This is a genomic window from Hyphomonas jannaschiana VP2 (assembly GCF_000685215.1).
In the GTDB taxonomy this organism is placed as follows: Bacteria; Pseudomonadota; Alphaproteobacteria; order Caulobacterales; family Hyphomonadaceae; genus Hyphomonas; species Hyphomonas jannaschiana.
This window is the reverse complement of the sequence record NZ_ARYJ01000005.1, coordinates 299,688-315,992: the sequence shown is the minus strand read 5'-3', so window position 1 is coordinate 315,992 and position 16,305 is coordinate 299,688. Positions and strand designations below refer to the sequence as shown.

Below are 16,305 nucleotides of genomic sequence, written 5' to 3'. Positions count from 1 at the left end.
AGCTCGTTACGTGCCGAAACCCCATTCAGCAGGGGCCATACAAAGCGCGCCCCTGCTCCAGATAGTCCTGCAAGGGCTGCATGCCCATACTGGCGCGGCGCGCATCGACACCTTCCGGATCCTTCAGGTCATGGACATCAAACTGCCCGTTCAGGCACTCCAATTGCGACCCGTAAAGCTGTTGCCGCCCGGCGGCGAGTTCGACACGGTCGTACATCAGGGCATATTCCTGCCCGTCTATCTCCCCGCGCTCTGCATAGGGACCGATTTCCGCAAGCACTTCGGCGCGGAAGGCTTCATCCGGCGAATGCTGTACGACATGGAAGACCTGTGTGAACAATTGCGGCTCGCCTTCGATGATGTCCGCCCAGGAATATTCCTGCAGGATGAGCTTGAGTTCGGCCGTATTGAGGGTGTCCACCTGATAGATGTATCCACCGGCACCAGACTGAAAAGCAGTCCGCACCTCCGAATCCAGCGCCTCGTCCGAAAACATCGGGATGAGGACTTTCCGCACATATTGGTCCCGTGCCGTGATCACGGCGAGCCGATCCAGCATGGGAAGCTTCCGCTCCATCAGGCTGGCAAACCTCTCGGTCATGGCCGCGGCTTCTGCGTTCTCCGGCAGCTTTACAGACGCCGCTTCCGGAACAGGAAGGGGCGTGGGAGATGTGCTCGTGCACGCTGCCACCGCAAGGGCGAACCCGGATAAAATCGACGTTTTTCGCATGGCGCCCCCTTGCTCGCAAAGGTAGCGCGTCAATCAGGCCAACGCAACCCGAGGGCGCCGGCTAGTCCCGCAGCAGCTCGTTCACGCCGGTCTTGGAGCGCGTCTGGGCGTCGACCGTTTTCACGATGACAGCGCAGGCGAGGCTCGGGCCGCCGTTCTTGTCCGGCAGCGTGCCGGGCACGACGACGGAGTAAGGCGGGATTTTGCCATAGCTGATCTCACCCGTCGCGCGGTTCACGATCTTGGTGGACTGGGTGATGAACACGCCCATGGCGATGACAGATCCCTCCCCCACGATCACGCCTTCGACGACTTCGGAGCGCGCGCCGATGAAGCAATTGTCCTCGATGATGGTCGGGTTCGCCTGCAGCGGCTCCAGCACGCCGCCGATGCCGGTGCCGGCGGAGATGTGGCAGTTCGCGCCGACCTGCGCACAGGAGCCGACAGAGGCCCAGGTGTCGATCATCGTGCCTTCGCCGACATAGGCGCCGATATTCACATAAGACGGCATCAGCACGGCATTCGGCGCGACAAACGCCCCGCGGCGCACGGCGCAAGGCGGCACGGCGCGGAAGCCTGCCTCTTTGAACTCGGTCTCGCCCCAGCCTTCAAATTTGGAAGGCACCTTGTCCCACCAGTTGCCGCCGCCCGGCACACCGCCGATCATGCCATTGGCGTTGAGGCGGAAGGACAGGAGCACGGCCTTCTTCAGCCACTGGTGCACGACCCATTCCCCGTCAGCGCCCTTCTCGGCGACGCGCGCCTCGCCCTTGTCGATCAGGTCGATGGCGGCATCCACGACATCGCGCACTTCGCCTTTCGTTTCGGTGGAGAGCGTGTCGCGCGCCTCCCAGGCAGAATCGATTACGCGGGCAAGGGCTTCGGTCATGGGTTGTCCCCCAGTTTTTTGTTTTTAGGCTCTGGTTCTTATTTCAGCGTGTCCCGCGCGGCTTCGAGGAAGGCTGCGAGGTCGCCGGTGACATAGTCGATGTGGTCCGGCCCGTCATCCTTCAAAATGTCCTCAAGCGTCGCAGGCCGGGCCTCGATGGGCTCGTGGCTCCAGTCCTTTTCGGAATGAACCAGCACCGTGGTGAAGCCCATATCCTTGGCCGGCAGCAGGTTGCGGGCAAGATCCTCGAAAAAGATCGCCTGTTTCGGATCCACGCCATGCAGCCCGCAGAAGCGGTCATAAGAGTCCTGTTTCGGCTTGGGCGTGTAGGCCGCGTCCTCGATGCCGAAACTGTCATGGAAGAGGTGCGAAAGGCCCATCTTCTCCGTCACACGCTCTGCATGGCGGCGCGAGCCATTGGTGTAGACGAACTTCCGGCCCGGCAGCGCCTCAATCGCGGCGCGCAGGCCCGGCAGGTCCGGCAAGGGAGACAGGTCGATGTCGTGCACATAGTGCAGGAAATCGGCCGGCTCGATCCGGTTGACCTGCATCAGACCCGACAGCGTGGTGCCGTAGGTCTTGTAATAGTCTTTCTGCACCTTCCGTGCTTCATCCGGCGGCAGGGCCAGCGCGCGGGACACGAAGGCCGTCATCCGCGTGTCGATCTCGGCGAAGAGATCGCACTCGGCCGGATACAGCGTGTTGTCGAGATCGAAGACCCAGTCGGTGACATGGTCGAACTTCCCGAACGGGGCGATGTGGACGCCAGCGGCCTTAGCGGTCATTGCCGCCTGCCTTGGCAAAGTCCCGTTCGAAGAATTCGAACACCAGCTTGCGCTCGGTTGGCGGGGGCGTCGCAGCGAACAGCGCCGTGCGATAGGCAGAGGCTTCGCACTGGTCCCGCCCGGCAATCGCGAATTTCGCATGGCCGACGCAGAACGCATCCGACGCCTTGGACAGGGTGCGGATCTTGGAGCCGTCCTCCATCTCGCCATAGACATAGTATTCGGTGCCGCGCAGCGGCCGGTCGATCACGCGGGCACAGCCGCCTGCTTCCAGCAGCCACCAGCCCCGGCTTTCCCAGCCTTCGGCTCCGCGCCGGGCAATGGCGCTCCAGATACGCTTCTTGGTGCGGTTACAGAGGTTGAAGCCGACATTGCGGCCCCGGTCCTTGGCCACCTGTTCAAGGAAATCGATCAGGTCATCATCCGACGTCGTGGCGGGCAGATTGTTCTGCTTGAGGAACTCCCCGATGGCGAGCCGGGTGCGCCGGCCGATATTGCCGTCGATGGCGCCGCTGGTAATGCCGGCTTCCTCGAGGAGGCGCTGCAGGCCGGCTGCGCGGGCCTTGTCCAGGCTGTAATTCTCGATCTCGGTCAGGTCTGTCGTCCAGCGCACCTTGCTGGAGATCTCCACCGCCCGGAAACCACGTGCTTCCAGTCCCATCGGGGCGCATTCGGGCGGGTTTTCCAGCGTGAAGCTGCCGGTGGGGTCCACACACAGCTCGGTACGGCCGCCCCATTCGCGCGGGCCACCACGATGGGCCGGCGAGGTGCGCGCATACAGGAAATGATATTTCGGCTCCAGCGGCGTCTCGACCGCCACCTTGCACTCACCGGGACGCAGCTTCAGCCAGCCCTCGACGGTGACGTCTTTTTCCTCAGGCACGCCGATGGCGGCATCAATGATGTAGGACGTCTTGTTGCACAGCTTCCAGCCATCCTTCGCGCCGGACGCTTGCGCGGTCGCGGTCAGGACAGGGAAACAGACAGCAGCCGCAAGGACCACCAGGACGTTACGAAATGAGCGTTCCAGCGCCATGTTCGGTAAACAGCTCCATGAGGAGGGCGTGCGGCGCACGTCCATCCAGAATAACCGCCGCCCCGACACCATGATTTACGGAATGGGCCGCGGTTTCAAGCTTCGGTATCATGCCACCAACAGCTGTGCCGTCTTCGATCAGGCGCGGGATGTCGGCCACCTTGATGTCGCGCATCAGGTTCTTGTCCTTGTCGAGCACGCCGGCGACATCCGTCAGAAGCAGGAGGCGGCTGGCACCCAGCGCCTCGGCAAGTGCGCCCGCAGCCGTGTCGGCATTCACGTTGAACCGGTGCCCGTCCGGCCCCATGGCCACCGGTGCAACGACCGGGATCAGCTGCGAATCGGCCTTCAGAAGGGCTTCGATGACGCTCGTGTCCACGCCGGTGGGCTCACCGACAAAGCCAAGGTCGAGCACCTGTTCGATATGGCTGTCCGGGTCGCGTTCGGTCTTGGTGGCCTTGGTCGCCTGCAGCAGCTGGCCGTCAGAGCCCGACAGGCCCACAGCCAGGCCACCGGCCTGATTGATCGCCCGAACGATGGATTTGTTGATCGGGCCGGAGAGCACCATTTCGACCACTTCCATGGTCGCTTCATCGGTGACGCGCAGGCCGCCCTTGAATTCGGAGACGATGCCCAGCCGGTCCAGCAGCTTGCCGATCTGCGGGCCGCCGCCATGCACGATGACCGGATGAATGCCCAGCGTCTTCAGGAGGACCACATCGCGGGCGAACATGGCGGACAGGGTTTCGTCCACCATGGCGTGGCCGCCATATTTCACGACAATGATCTGTCCGGCATAGCGCTGGATATAGGGCAGCGCCTCGGACAGGGTTTTCGCAGTGAATTGGGCGGCAGAGAACTCGTCAGTCATGGCCGCCCCTTTAACGCGCTTTGCGGCCGGGTGAAACGCCTATTCGCCGCGGCAATCGCTGTGCGCAGCCAGCATCCGGAATTTCCCCCATACCGATAAGCGGCTTGCCGGACGGGAAAAGCCTTTTAAGGTCCAGGGCTGAATGGGGTTCAGGAAGCACTACAGATGATACGAATTCTGTCCGGTCTGGCGGGACTCGCCATGGTCGTCCTTGCAGGCGCTGGCGTTGTGCTCTGGGATCCCCTGCCCGCCAATCCGCCTCCGGCCGTGCTGGCCGCGTCCGCAGACGCCTATGACGCGGAAATCCTGCGCGACGAGTATGGCGTACCCCACATCCGCGGCAAGCGGGACCGGGATGCCTCTTTCGGCCTCGCCTATGCCCATGCCGAGGATGATTTCGAGACCATCCAGGAAGTCGTCGCGGTGACGCGCGGCAAGCTGGCCCGTTACCGGGGAAAAGACGCGGCTCCGGCGGATTATCTCGTCTCGCTTCTCGGCGTCTGGGACACGATCGATGCGCGCTACGAGACCGACATTCCCGATGACGTGAAAGCCATCGCCGAAGCCTATGCCGCCGGGCTGAACCTCTATGCTTCGCAGCACCCCGATGAGACCTGGACAGGCCTCGCCCCGTTCACCCCGCAGGACATCGTCGCCGGCTTCCTGTTCAAGACACCGTTCTTCTATGGCCTCGACGAGACGCTGACCGGCCTCTTCTCGGACGATTATACCCAATCCATCGCGCTGGACCCGCAAGGCGACAGGAAAGCCTTCCTGATGGCGCCGAAAACGCTGTCCGAGCGCGGATCGAATGCGTTTGCTGTCTCCCCTGCCCGCAGCGGGGACGGCGTCACCCGGCTGATCATCAATTCCCACCAGCCGCTGACCGGGCCGGTCGCCTGGTACGAGGCGCATATTGCTTCCGACGAAGGCCTCGACATAACCGGCGGCATCTTCCCCGGCACGCCGGTGATCCTGCACGGTTTCAACCATGACATCGGCTGGGCCAACACGGTCAGCGCGCAGGACTTGTCGGATACCTACGTCCTCACAAGGAACCCGGATAACAGGAACCAGTACCTGCTTGATGGCGACTGGCAGGATTTCGAGACGTCGACCGCCATACTGCATGTGAAACTGTGGGGCCCATTTGCGCTGAAAGTGAAACGCCCCGTCCTGCGCTCCGCCCACGGACCGGTAATCGAAGCGCCAACCGGCACTTACGCCATCCGCTATGCCGGCATGGGTGAGATCCGCCAGCTGGAACAGTATTACCGGCTGAACAGGTCCACGGGGCTCGACAGTTTCCTCGACGCCATGTCGCTGAACGCCCTGCCCTCGATCAATTATGTGTTCGCGGACAAGGACGGGAATATCGGCTTCATCCACAACGCCCAGTATCCGGCCCGTGACGATGCCTGGGACTGGAGCGGCGACCTGCCGGGCGACCGGTCGGACCTGATCTGGGACGGCTATCGCGACTGGGCAGCGGTGCCGAAACTGACCAACCCTGTCTCCGGCTTCGTCTTCAATGCCAACAACACCCCCTACAGCGCAACCGACGGACCGGACAATCTGGCGCCGGAAGACTTCCCGCAAAGCATGGGCCTTCAGACGAACCAGACAAACCGCGCCCTGCGTATCATGGAACTGACCGACGGCACCGGCCCCATGGACCGGGCGCGCCTGCTCTCCATCAAGTTCGACACAGCCTATGCTGAAGGCTCCGAAGCACGGCAGGTGATCGAGACGGTGCTGGCGCAGGACTGGAGTGATGAGCCGGACATGGCCGAGGCCGCAGCCTTTCTCGCAGAATGGGATTTCGACATGGACATGTCTTCCCGCCATGCAGCGCTCGGCGGGCTGACAACGCTGCGGGAAATCACGGCGCGTTACACCCATATTCCGCCTCCTTCCCCTGAGACGGCATTCCGGGAGGCCGTCAGCTGGCTGATGGAGCATCACGGCCGGATCGATCCGGAATGGGGCGAAGTGAACAAGCTGGCGCGCGGGGACCAGACCTGGCCGATCAGCGGCGGGCCGGACACGTTGCGCGCAGTCTATCCGGCAGAGATCCGCGATGACGGCACGCTTCACATGAATGCCGGAGACACATGGATCGCACTTGTGGAATGGGACGCCGACGGCAACCAGACGGCCCGGGTCATTCACCCCTTCGGATCGGCGACGCTCGACCCGAACTCATCGCACTATGCCGACCAGGCAGAGCTGTTCGCTATGGAAAATTGGCGCCGGGCGCACCTCGACTGGCTGGAAATCGCGGAGAGCGCCACACGGCGTTATCACCCCGGCCAGAGCGCTGACTAGATCAGTCCGGCGATCTCGGCGCGCAGTTCGGGAATGCCCCAGCCCTTTTCGGACGATGTCATCCGTACCACCGGATGCGCCGCCCCGCGCTTCTTCAGCTTGTCGGCAATCTTCGAGGCGAGCTTGTCGACCTCGCCTTTGGCCACCTTGTCGACCTTGGTCAGGACGATCTGATAGGTCACGGCGGACTTGTCCATTATGTCCATGACTTCTTCGTCCGTATCCATCAGGCCACGGCGGGCATCGACCAGAAGGAACACCCGGCGCAGCGACGGACGCCCGCGCAGGTAAGACTTGGTCAGGCGTGTCCACGCTTCGGTCTGCGAGCGGGACACTTTGGCATAACCGAAGCCCGGAAGGTCCACGAGGTAGAGCTGACCTTCACCGATGTCGAAATAGTTGAGTTCTCGCGTCCGGCCGGGTTCTGCCGAGGAGCGGGCCAGTTTCGCCCGGTTGGTCAGCGCATTGATCAGGCTGGACTTGCCGACATTCGACCGGCCGGCGAAGCAGACTTCCGTCCGGTCGGCCGGCGGCAACTGTTTGAGGTTCACCACGCCCATGACGAAGGTGGCGTCCCCCGCGAACAGGAGACGGCCCGCTTCCAGCGCTTCTTCGCTGAAGCCAGGTTCGCCGGGGGATGTCTCTTCCGTCATCGGATCAGCTGGCAGGCTCCTTGCCGCCCGAGAACAGCTTCTTCACGAATTTGCCGATCTCGGTGTCCACCCCGTTCCGGCGCATGATGAAGTATTGCTGAATGAAGGACAGCGTGTTCGACCAGACATAGTACATGACGAGACCAGCCGGGAATCCTCCGAACACGAACAGGAAGATCAACGGCATGAACTGGATCATGCGGCGCTGCATCGGGTCTGGCGGCGGCGGTGACAGCGTCTGCAGGGCCGCCATGGTCGCGCCGTACAGGATCGGCAGGATACCGACGCCGATCACCATGCCGAGGAACGGAATGGATTTCAGGTCCGCCGCAGACCACCACGGGATCAGGCCGAAGAGATTGCCGATGGCGGTTGGATCCGGCGCCGAGAGATCCTTCAGGAACATGAAGGAGGCATGGCGCATCTCGATCGTGGCGTAGAGCGTCTTGAACAGGGCGAAGAAGATCGGGATGGTCACAAGGATGGGCAGGCAGCCGCCCAGCGGGTTCGCGCCCTCTTCCTTGTAGAGCTTCATGATTTCCTGCTGCTGGCGCTGCGGATCGGCCTTGAAGCGTTCACGGATTTCCTGCGTCGGCTCCTGCAGCTTCTTCATCTTCGCCATGGACTTGTAGCTCTGATTGTAGAGCGGCACGAGCGGCAGCTTGACCAGCACGGTAAAGGCCAGGATCGCCCAGCCGAACGAGCCGACAATGCCGGACAGCCATTCAAGCGCATAGAAGAACGGCTTGGTCAGGAAGAACAGCATGCCCCAGTCGATGGCATCCTCGAACTTCGGAATGCCGAGATTTTTCTCATAATCCTTCAGCACCTCATAGCGCTTGGCGCCGGCAAAGATCCGGTTCTCCATCGTGGCGCTGGCGCCCGGGGCGAGGTCCAGTGTGGCGGACTCGGTGCGAAGCTCCAGATCCTTGCCCGTGGCGAGCTTGCGCTTGTCGATCATGCCCGCGAAGAACATGTCCTGCTGCGGGATCAGGGCGCCCAGCCAGTATTTGTCGGACAGGCCCCACCAGCCGCCATTCGGCGCCGGGAACGTTCCATCAGCCGACTCGCCCTTGATACTTTTCATATCATAGAGGCCCTTGAACTTCTTCATGCGCAGCGAGCCGTCGGTATGGCCCATCAGGCCCATATGCGCAGCCGTCGAGACGGACGAGCCGGGGTCGGTCGCCTCAAGGAAGCCTTTGAAGTCGCCAAAGCGTTCAAGCGAACCGACCGCGCGGAAGCTGCGCGGCGTGTCGGACGTGTTGGTCACCTTGTCGGTGAAGGTGAACATGTAGTTCTCATCGAGCGAAATGGTCCGCTCAATAGTGACGCCGTCGCCTTCCAGTTTCAGGACAACCGGCGAGTCCGGGGTCAGCTTGTCACCCGAGACGACGGTCCAGGGCGAATTGCGGCCCGCCACCAGCGTGCCGCCCGAAGCCCAGTAATAAGTGGCGAAATAGCCGTATTCGCTGTTCTCCGGACGGAACAGGCGCACTTCCTGCTTCTTCTCGACCGTCAGATAGTAATCGTGCAGGCTGACATCATCGATGCGCGCGCCCGCGAGGCGAATCGAGCCGTCGACGCCTTCCCCCTGGAAATCGATGCGCGCATTGTCTGCCAGCGCCTCTTCGACCGGTTTCAGCTGGTCGATGGCGACAACGCCGGTATCGGCCGTCTTGGCCTGGGATTCGGCCTCAACTGCGGCTTGCTGCGCTTCATATTTCTTCTGCGCCGGCTCAACGAAGAATTTCTGATAGCCCAGCACGAGCGCGATCATCAGCACCATTGCGAGCAGAAAATTGCGCTGGTCTTCTTTTTCCATCTCGGGGTCCCGGAATCTTGAAGCAGGATCGCCCGGACGGGCGGCGGGGTTTAATCAGCGGCGAGGCTTATCAGTGCGCTTTCCATATCGTCAAGCAAACGCGGCCAGCCAATATCAGCGGTATCCTGACGCGCAATGAACACATAGTCCCAACCGGGGCGGCCATGGCGCGGCAGCAACTGGCGTGCGGCCTCGCGAAGACGCCGTTTGGCCCGATTGCGGATGACGGCATTGCCGATCTTCTTTGTGGCGGTGAAGCCGGCCCCGGCATGATCGCCCGGCGCCTCCCCGGCCCGCTTGCGGGCCTGGACAACGAGGGATTTGCGCCGCTCTGCCCGGCCACCCCGCACGAAAATGAATTGAGGCCGCACGCGCAGGCGTACGACCTCAATCGAAATCTTGCCGGTATCTGCCGTCACGGCCTACCCCTTCGGAGAGGCGGACTGGCGCCGTTCTTAGGCGGAGAGGGACTTGCGGCCCTTCGCGCGGCGGCGAGCCAGGACCTTGCGGCCGTTCTTGGTGGACATGCGCTCACGGAAGCCGTGCGTGCGCTTGCGGCGGAGATTGCTCGGCTGGAAAGTGCGTTTCATCAGTCTGCTCTGGAAGCTAAGTGTCTCGGAAAAGGGGGCCAATACAGGGCCGGACGCGCCGGGTCAAGTCATGCAATCAGCATGAAAAGCGGTCAGCCGGGCACGCTGTCTGCCAGACGGGCTTACAGATCGCGCCCCCTGGCATCCAGCGATCTTTACATCTGCAGAGAGTCTTGGTGTGACTGGTGCCGGGCGGGCCATGAACACGGGATCAGATTATGCGTCTCCTGCGCACATTGGCCATTTGCCTGGCCGCAACCCTTCCCCTGCCCGCCGCCTTCGCCCAGACCATAGATTACGCGCGCCTGGATGACCGGATCAGCCGGCTGGCCGCGCAGGAAGACATCGTCGGTCTGGCGGTCGCGGTGATCGACCATGGCCATATCGCCTTCGCCAACGGTTATGGCGTCACTGAGCGCGGCGGCACGCCGGTGACGGACGAAACGGTCTTCCGCTGGGCATCGCTGTCAAAGGGCGTCGCAGCTACCGAAGTCGCCATCCTTGCCGACCGGCACGAACTCAACCTGACCGATACGGTCTCGAAGTTCCGCACTTCGCTGCGGCTGCCGGGCGGCGGCGAACACCGTGCAACGCTCGAAGATGTTCTCTCCCACAGGCTGGGTATTGTCCCGAATGCCTATGACACGCGGCTGGAGGATGGCTGGGAGGCTGCAGACATCCGCCACAGCCTTCGGTCTCTCAAGCCGCTCTGCCCGGTCGGCGATTGCCACACCTATCAGAACGTCGCCTACGACACGATTTCGGAAGTCGTCGAAGACGTGACCCATTCTTCCTATGCCGAGGCGGTGGAAGAATCGGTCTTCAAGCCGCTGGGCATGGTATCGGCCAGCATTGGCCGGAACGGCCTGCAGACGGCGCCCTCCTGGGCCCGGCCCTATTCAAGGCGGTCCAGAGCAGATGACACGCAGCTGAAGCGCCGGGTCAATGAAGACTATTACAGGGTTCCGGCCGCCGGCGGCGTAAACGGGTCGATCCTCGACCTTGCCAATTATGCCCGCGCCCAGATGGGGCTGATGCCGGACGTCCTCAGCGAGAAAGCGCTGGAAATGCTCCAGACCCCGCGTGTCTACACAAGTGGCGAGCAAAGACGCATGTCCAGCCGGTACCGGGGCACGGTGCGCGACGCCCGCTACGGGCTTGGCTGGCGGATCTACAAATATGGCGTCAATGGTGACCGCGTGATCGGCCACCGCGGCGCTGTGGAAGGCTACAGGTCCTATATCCTGTTCGATCCGGAGCAGGACACCGGCGTCGTCATCCTCTGGAATTCCAGCTCCCGACGCCCCAATGGCATCGGGTTCGAGGTCATGGACATGCTCTACAGCCTGCCGCCACAGGACTGGATGGAAATCGACACGCCGGCCACAGGCGGCTGAGGCGCCGATCACGGGCCTTTGATCGGCAGCTGAAAAGGCGTGACGGGCGAAGTCCGGCCGGGTGCGCTATGTGAGGGGCTCAATTCACCCGATCCGGAGCCGATCCGCCTCATGCCCGCCGCTGCCTGCCGCCTTGCCCTGCCTGTCGCCCTTGCCCTGACGCCGCTCAGCGCGCTGGCGCAACCGGCCGTTCCGGTCTCCGGCATGGTCCAGCAATTGCCAGCCGAGAAACCGGTGCATGCGGCATGGACCTGCCTCCTGAAGAAATATGTGAAACCCGGACCGGACGGCGTGAACCGCGTCGACTATGCAGCCTTCCAGGCCAACGCAAAGGACCGGGCCACGCTCGATACATATATCGAAAGCTTTGCGGACATGGACCTGTCCGGCACCGATGCGGCCACCTTCGCCGCCTGGGCCAATCTCTATAATGCCGTCACCGTCCGCTACATTCTGGAACAATACCCCACCGGATCGATCCGCGACGGCTACCTCTTCGGCGGACCGTGGAAGAAGATCAAAGTGGCGGCAGGCGGCGAGACCGTCTCCCTCGACGAGATCGAGCACGGCATCCTGCGCCCGCGTTTCGGCAATCCGCTCGTGCACTACGCCATCAACTGCGCCGCCGTCTCCTGCCCCAACCTGCAGCCGGAAGCCTGGCAGGCCGATACACTGGACGAAAAGCTCGCCGCAGCCGCGCGCGCCTATGTCAACGATCCGCGCGGCGTGACCGTGACAAGCCGGGGCCTGACCGTCTCCTCCATCTATGACTGGTTCGAATCCGACTTCGGCGGATCGAAACAAGCTGTTATCGAACACCTTCTGGCCTATGCAGAGCCGGTCCTCGCCGAAGACATCCGCTCCAACCCGCGCATTCGCGCGTATGACTATGACTGGTCCCTCAACGACACGAAGAAGGCCGAAACCGAATGACTGACACCAGCGTGAAATCCCGCGCGCCGCTCTGGCAGCGCCTCTGGCCGGTCTATCTGATCGCCGGTGGCCTGCTGGCAGGCTGGCGGCTCGGCCTGTTCGATTACCTGTCGCTGCAAACCCTGCGCGAACAGCATGAAGCCCTGCGCAGCTTCGTCGAAGGCAATCTGCTGATCGCCGTCGCCGCTTATGTGATCATTTATGCCCTCTCCACCCTGTTCATGGTGCCGGGCGCGCTCTGGATCACGATCGCAGGCGGGTTCCTCTTCGGCCTCGCAGGCGGATCCGCCGCGACCGTCGTCGGCGCCACGCTGGGCGCGAGCCTCCTGTTCCTGGCCGCCCGCACAGCCTTTGGCGGCATGTTGCGCGAACGGGCCGGCCCCTTCCTTCGCCGGATGGAGGCGGGCTTCCATGAGAACCCGCGCTCCTACATGTTCGCCCTGCGCTTCCTGCCGATCGTGCCCTTCCCTGTTGCCAATATCGCCCCGGCGCTGCTGGGCGCGCGCTACCCGGACTATGCTCTGACCACGGCCATCGGCATCATCCCGGGTGTTGTCGCCTATACCTGGATCGGTGCCGGCCTCGGCGCGACCTTCGAAGCCGGGGAAAACCCGGACATCGGCGCGGTTGCCGGGAACCTTGTGCCCGCCTTCGCGGCGCTTGCCGTCGTCTCTCTGATGCCGGTCATCTGGAAGAAATTCCTTGGCCGCAAAGTTCCCAAGATCGAAAGCCCACCCGCATGACCGACCCTGTTCAAGACCTGAAAGCCGACCTCTGCGTGATCGGGGCCGGATCCGGTGGCCTGTCCGCAGCCGCCGGTGCCGCCCAGCTCGGCCTGAAAGTGGTGCTCTATGAGAAGCACGAAATGGGCGGTGACTGCCTGAATTATGGCTGCGTCCCCTCCAAGGCGCTGCTCAGCGCCGCGAAGGCAGCGGCCGGTGTTCGTGAAGCCAGAAAGTACGGAATCCAGACTGAGGACCCAAAAACAGACTGGGAGACTGTCAAATCCCATGTTGCGGGCGCCATCGAAACGATTGCCCCGGTCGACAGCCAGGAACGGTTCGAAGGCCTTGGCGTCACGGTCATCCGGGAAGCCGCCCGGTTTGCTGACAAGAAGACCATCGTCTCGGAAACGACCCGGACCCAGGCCCGCCGCATCGTCATCGCCACAGGCTCGCGCGCACTCATCCCGCCGATTGACGGGCTGAAGGACGTACCCTTCCTGACCAATGAAACCATCTTCACGCTGCCGGAACTGCCCCGCCACCTGATCATTCTCGGCGGCGGCCCGATTGGCCTCGAAATGGCGCAGGCCTTCCGGCGCCTGGGGTCAGACGTCACCGTGATCGAGATGGGCCGGGCGATGCCCCGGGCAGATGCCGAACACGCTGCCATTGCGATCAAGGCCTTGCGGGATGAGGGCGTGACCATCCTCGAACAGCACAAGGCCGGGCGGGTCAGCCAGGAAAGCGGGCGGATCCGCGTACACACCGAAAACGGCGCAGGCACGCCGGTGATCGAAGGCAGCCACCTTCTGGTCGCCACGGGCCGCCGCGCCGTTCTGGACGGTCTGGACCTTGAAAAAGGCGGTGTCGAAGCCGACCACAAGGGCATCGTTGTGGGCAACACGCTGCGCTGCCGATCCAATCCCCGCGTCTGGGCGCTGGGCGATGCCGCCGGCAAGGAGCAATTCACCCATATTGCCGGATGGCACGCCTCAGTCTTCACCCGCAGGGCTTTCTTCAAACAAGGCACCAAGGCCTCCAGCCTGCCCGTCCCGGCGGTTACCTACACCAGCCCGGAAGTCGCCCAGCTCGGCCTGACCGAAGCTGAGGCGATTGCGAAGCATGGCGGCAAGGTGACCACGTCCGCCTTCCCCTTCCACGAAAACGACCGCGCCATTGCCGAGGGCAAGACGCTCGGCGAGTGCAAACTGGTGCTGCACAAAGGCAAACTGGTTGGCGCGTCCATTGTCGGCGAAGGTGCGGGCGACATTCTCCAGCTTGTGTCGGTCGCCATGTCGAACGGGCTGAAACTGACCGCGCTGACCAATTTCATCTCGCCTTACCCGACTCGCGCCGAAGTTGTGAAACGGGCCGCCTCTGCCCACTTCACGCCGGTCGTGTTCGGAACCAATTCGCGGCGTCTCGTCGGCTTGCTCCAGCGCATCCCGTAGGCTAGTTCAGCCCATGTGAACGGCAACGCAAGCGCCCCCCTTCCGGCCCCCGTCCGCCAGCCTGCGTCCGCTCGCTGGTACCATGGGCTATCGTTCCGCCTGTTCGGTTTTACCCTGGCCGCAATCCTGTTTGTCGAGGGGCTGATTTTCATCCCCAGCGCGTCAGGTTTCCGCACAGCCTGGCTGAACGAAAGGCTGCAGGCAGCCCGCATCGCCGCTCTCGCCCTCGACGCCTCCCCCTCCCGCATGGTGTCGGAGGAGCTTGCCCAGCAATTGCTGGAAAATGCCGAAGTTCTCTCCGTGGCCGAGGTTGAGGACGACATGCATATCCAGCTGCTCGATTCCGATATGGACATCGAGGGCAGCTATTATCAGCTCGACCTACGCGAAACGACACCGGTCCGCCGGGTGATGCAGGTGATGGGCGCCTTCGCGGCGCCAAAGGACCGTATCCTCGTGATCACGGCCATCGGGTCGACACCGGATCGCATCATCGAAGTGGTCGTGCCGCAGGCCCCGCTCCGCAAGGACCTCTATGCCTATGGCCAGCGTATCCTCGGCCTGTCCTTCCTGATCGCCCTGATCGCCGCAACCGTGATCTATGTGCTGCTCCATTTCGTCGTGGTCCGGCCGATGGTGCGCGTCACCGCCAGTGTCGAACAGTTCCGCATGGATCCCGGCGGCTGGACCCGGCGGCTGCAGCCGACCTCAAGGCGTGACGAAATCGGCCGTGCCCAGAATGCCTTGTCGGATATGGAAGAAGCCGTGGCCGATGCCTTCCGCCAGCGTGCCCACCTGGCAGAACTCGGCACCGCCGTCGCCAAGATCAATCACGATCTTCGCAACTCGCTCGCCTCGGCGCAGCTCGTCTCCGATACGCTGGCCCGGTCGGAAGACCCGCGCGTGCAAAAGGCGGCCCCGCGTCTCGAACGGGCGCTGACCCGCGCGATCAACCTCGCCTCCGAAACGCTGGACTATGGCAAGGCCGCGCCCCAGCCGGCCGACATGCAGCCGGTCTCCCTGCGCGGCTGCGTCGAGGAGGCCGCGGCCGAAGCGCTCGCCGCCTGGCCGGAAGTCGAGTTCATCGATGACTTGCCCAGCGCACGGATCATCCATGCCGACCCGGAACACCTGCACCGCCTGGCCACGAACCTGATCCGCAACGCTGCCGAGGCCATGGTCGCGGCCGCAAGCCTGCCCAAGCGCATCACCGTGACCCTCACCCGCGAGGGTATGGAGTTCACCGATACCGGTCCCGGCCTGCCGCCCAATGCGCGGGACAATCTGTTCAAACCCTTCGCTGCTTCATCCCGGAAAACCGGCACCGGCCTCGGCCTCGTCATCGCCCGGGAACTGGCCGTCGGCATGGGCGGAGACCTCGTGCTCGCCTCTACCGGACCGAAAGGCACGGTCTTCCGCCTGATCCTGCCGGACCTTGTGGTGTGACCCCCTACACGCCGCCACAGAACCCCGTCCGCTATGTGCATGTCGACGACCACCTGATCGTGATCGACAAGCCATCCGGCCTATTGTCCGTTCCCGGACGAGGACCGGAGAAAGCCGATTGTGCCGTCGCCCGCGTCAATGCCGATCATCCCGGGGCGCTGACGGTTCACCGGCTGGACATGGCAACCAGCGGCCTGTTGATCTTGGCCAGGTCGAAAGAGATGCAGTCTGCCATGTCCGGCCTGTTTGAGCGGGGCACGGTGGAGAAGGCTTATACCGCCGATGTCTGGGGCAAGCCCGATCCGCCGGAGGGAGAGATTGACCTGCCGCTGATCACCGACTGGCCAAACCGTCCGCGGCAGAAAGTGGATCACGAAACCGGAAAGCCCAGTCGCACCCTATATGAAGTGATGGAACACCACGCCGATCACGCCCGACTTCGCCTCACGCCGCTTACCGGCCGGTCGCACCAGCTGCGGGTGCACCTTGCCGAAATCGGCCATCCGATTCTCGGCGACAGGCTTTACGCGCACGCGGCCGCTCTGGCCGCCGCACCACGCCTGCACCTGCATGCGAGCGAACTCATCTTCGAGCACCCGGTCACCGGTGTCCGGCTGACCCTCACCTCGCCCTGCCCGTTCTGAAC

The 16,305-nt window shown here is 63.2% G+C and carries 16 protein-coding genes; 7 read left to right on the top strand and 9 right to left on the bottom strand.

What is annotated here, in order from left to right; translation table 11 throughout:
• Positions 1-25: 25 nt before the first annotated feature.
• The 5 genes from HJA_RS18020 to argB all read right to left on the bottom strand — a co-directional run bounded on the left by HJA_RS18020 (position 26) and on the right by argB (position 4,311).
• Positions 26-601: a DUF6624 domain-containing protein gene (locus HJA_RS18020; protein WP_051597566.1), complete on the bottom strand. Its 576-nt coding sequence runs from the start codon at positions 599-601 to the stop codon at positions 26-28.
• 190 nt (positions 602-791) lie between these two features.
• Positions 792-1,619, bottom strand: coding sequence for a 2,3,4,5-tetrahydropyridine-2,6-dicarboxylate N-succinyltransferase (dapD, locus tag HJA_RS10100; protein WP_035581604.1), 828 nt, complete (start codon positions 1,617-1,619; stop codon positions 792-794).
• A gap of 38 nt (positions 1,620-1,657) precedes the next feature.
• A complete protein-coding gene (locus HJA_RS10095) occupies positions 1,658-2,404 on the bottom strand; it encodes a pyrimidine 5'-nucleotidase (RefSeq protein WP_035581602.1) in 747 nt (248 codons plus the stop codon).
• Positions 2,394-3,440, bottom strand: coding sequence for a DUF1036 domain-containing protein (locus tag HJA_RS10090; RefSeq protein WP_035581599.1), 1,047 nt, complete (start codon positions 3,438-3,440; stop codon positions 2,394-2,396). The genes HJA_RS10095 and HJA_RS10090 overlap by 11 nt, the downstream gene beginning before the upstream one ends.
• Positions 3,415-4,311 carry an acetylglutamate kinase gene (argB, locus tag HJA_RS10085; protein ID WP_035581597.1) on the bottom strand — a complete coding sequence of 299 codons (897 nt, stop codon included), beginning with the start codon at positions 4,309-4,311 and terminating at the stop codon, positions 3,415-3,417. Before argB ends, HJA_RS10090 begins: the two co-directional genes overlap by 26 nt.
• A 165-nt stretch (positions 4,312-4,476) precedes the next feature.
• Here argB and HJA_RS10080 point away from each other — a divergent pair, with 165 nt between their 5' ends.
• Positions 4,477-6,639: an acylase gene (locus HJA_RS10080; protein WP_035581595.1), complete on the top strand. Its 2,163-nt coding sequence runs from the start codon at positions 4,477-4,479 to the stop codon at positions 6,637-6,639.
• On the opposite strand, the gene yihA is transcribed toward HJA_RS10080, so the two are convergent.
• Genes yihA through rpmH form a run of 4 tightly spaced genes read right to left on the bottom strand, consistent with a single transcriptional unit; the run spans position 6,636 to position 9,707 of the window.
• On the bottom strand, positions 6,636-7,292 hold the full coding sequence (gene yihA / locus HJA_RS10075; RefSeq protein WP_035581593.1) for a ribosome biogenesis GTP-binding protein YihA/YsxC: 657 nt from the start codon (positions 7,290-7,292) through the stop codon (positions 6,636-6,638). The genes HJA_RS10080 and yihA overlap by 4 nt on opposite strands.
• 4 nt (positions 7,293-7,296) lie before the next feature.
• Positions 7,297-9,117, bottom strand: coding sequence for a membrane protein insertase YidC (yidC, locus tag HJA_RS10070; RefSeq protein ID WP_035581591.1), 1,821 nt, complete (start codon positions 9,115-9,117; stop codon positions 7,297-7,299).
• Positions 9,118-9,167: 50 nt separating this feature from the next.
• Entirely contained in the window at positions 9,168-9,536 is a 369-nt protein-coding gene (rnpA, locus tag HJA_RS10065) for a ribonuclease P protein component (RefSeq protein WP_081814634.1), read from the bottom strand.
• 36 nt (positions 9,537-9,572) lie between these two features.
• The gene (rpmH, locus tag HJA_RS10060) at positions 9,573-9,707 is read right to left on the bottom strand and encodes a 50S ribosomal protein L34 (RefSeq protein ID WP_035581589.1); all 135 of its coding nucleotides are present in this window, start codon (positions 9,705-9,707) and stop codon (positions 9,573-9,575) included.
• A gap of 218 nt (positions 9,708-9,925) precedes the next feature.
• Between rpmH and HJA_RS10055 the strand changes: the two genes are divergently transcribed.
• The 6 genes from HJA_RS10055 to HJA_RS10030 are packed head-to-tail and all read left to right on the top strand — an operon-like array spanning position 9,926 to position 16,303.
• On the top strand, positions 9,926-11,104 hold the full coding sequence (locus tag HJA_RS10055; RefSeq protein ID WP_051597565.1) for a serine hydrolase domain-containing protein: 1,179 nt from the start codon (positions 9,926-9,928) through the stop codon (positions 11,102-11,104).
• Positions 11,105-11,143: 39 nt separating this feature from the next.
• Positions 11,144-12,037 (top strand): DUF547 domain-containing protein, encoded by an 894-nt coding sequence (locus tag HJA_RS10050; protein ID WP_051597564.1) that lies wholly within the window; start codon positions 11,144-11,146, stop codon positions 12,035-12,037.
• Positions 12,034-12,780 (top strand): TVP38/TMEM64 family protein, encoded by a 747-nt coding sequence (locus tag HJA_RS10045; protein ID WP_035581587.1) that lies wholly within the window; start codon positions 12,034-12,036, stop codon positions 12,778-12,780. The genes HJA_RS10050 and HJA_RS10045 overlap by 4 nt, the downstream gene beginning before the upstream one ends.
• Positions 12,777-14,213 carry a dihydrolipoyl dehydrogenase family protein gene (locus tag HJA_RS10040; RefSeq protein ID WP_035581585.1) on the top strand — a complete coding sequence of 479 codons (1,437 nt, stop codon included), beginning with the start codon at positions 12,777-12,779 and terminating at the stop codon, positions 14,211-14,213. The genes HJA_RS10045 and HJA_RS10040 overlap by 4 nt, the downstream gene beginning before the upstream one ends.
• A 15-nt stretch (positions 14,214-14,228) precedes the next feature.
• Entirely contained in the window at positions 14,229-15,659 is a 1,431-nt protein-coding gene (locus HJA_RS10035; protein ID WP_081814633.1) for a sensor histidine kinase, read from the top strand.
• A complete protein-coding gene (locus HJA_RS10030) occupies positions 15,656-16,303 on the top strand; it encodes a pseudouridine synthase (RefSeq protein ID WP_035581582.1) in 648 nt (215 codons plus the stop codon). The genes HJA_RS10035 and HJA_RS10030 overlap by 4 nt, the downstream gene beginning before the upstream one ends.
• Positions 16,304-16,305: the final 2 nt, after the last annotated feature.

What these genes read in the sequence shown, in the direction of transcription:
- HJA_RS10055 (WP_051597565.1), top strand. Translation starts at nt 9,926, where the DNA reads ATGCGTCTCCTGCGCACATTGGCCATTTGCCTGGCCGCAACCCTTCCC.
- argB (WP_035581597.1), bottom strand. Translation starts at nt 4,311, where the DNA reads ATGACTGACGAGTTCTCTGCCGCCCAATTCACTGCGAAAACCCTGTCC.
- yihA (WP_035581593.1), bottom strand. Translation starts at nt 7,292, where the DNA reads ATGACGGAAGAGACATCCCCCGGCGAACCTGGCTTCAGCGAAGAAGCG.
- rpmH (WP_035581589.1), bottom strand. Translation starts at nt 9,707, where the DNA reads ATGAAACGCACTTTCCAGCCGAGCAATCTCCGCCGCAAGCGCACGCAC.
- HJA_RS18020 (WP_051597566.1), bottom strand. Translation starts at nt 601, where the DNA reads ATGACCGAGAGGTTTGCCAGCCTGATGGAGCGGAAGCTTCCCATGCTG.
- HJA_RS10080 (WP_035581595.1), top strand. Translation starts at nt 4,477, where the DNA reads ATGATACGAATTCTGTCCGGTCTGGCGGGACTCGCCATGGTCGTCCTT.
- HJA_RS10045 (WP_035581587.1), top strand. Translation starts at nt 12,034, where the DNA reads ATGACTGACACCAGCGTGAAATCCCGCGCGCCGCTCTGGCAGCGCCTC.
- HJA_RS10095 (WP_035581602.1), bottom strand. Translation starts at nt 2,404, where the DNA reads ATGACCGCTAAGGCCGCTGGCGTCCACATCGCCCCGTTCGGGAAGTTC.
- HJA_RS10040 (WP_035581585.1), top strand. Translation starts at nt 12,777, where the DNA reads ATGACCGACCCTGTTCAAGACCTGAAAGCCGACCTCTGCGTGATCGGG.
- yidC (WP_035581591.1), bottom strand. Translation starts at nt 9,117, where the DNA reads ATGGAAAAAGAAGACCAGCGCAATTTTCTGCTCGCAATGGTGCTGATG.
- HJA_RS10090 (WP_035581599.1), bottom strand. Translation starts at nt 3,440, where the DNA reads ATGGCGCTGGAACGCTCATTTCGTAACGTCCTGGTGGTCCTTGCGGCT.
- dapD (WP_035581604.1), bottom strand. Translation starts at nt 1,619, where the DNA reads ATGACCGAAGCCCTTGCCCGCGTAATCGATTCTGCCTGGGAGGCGCGC.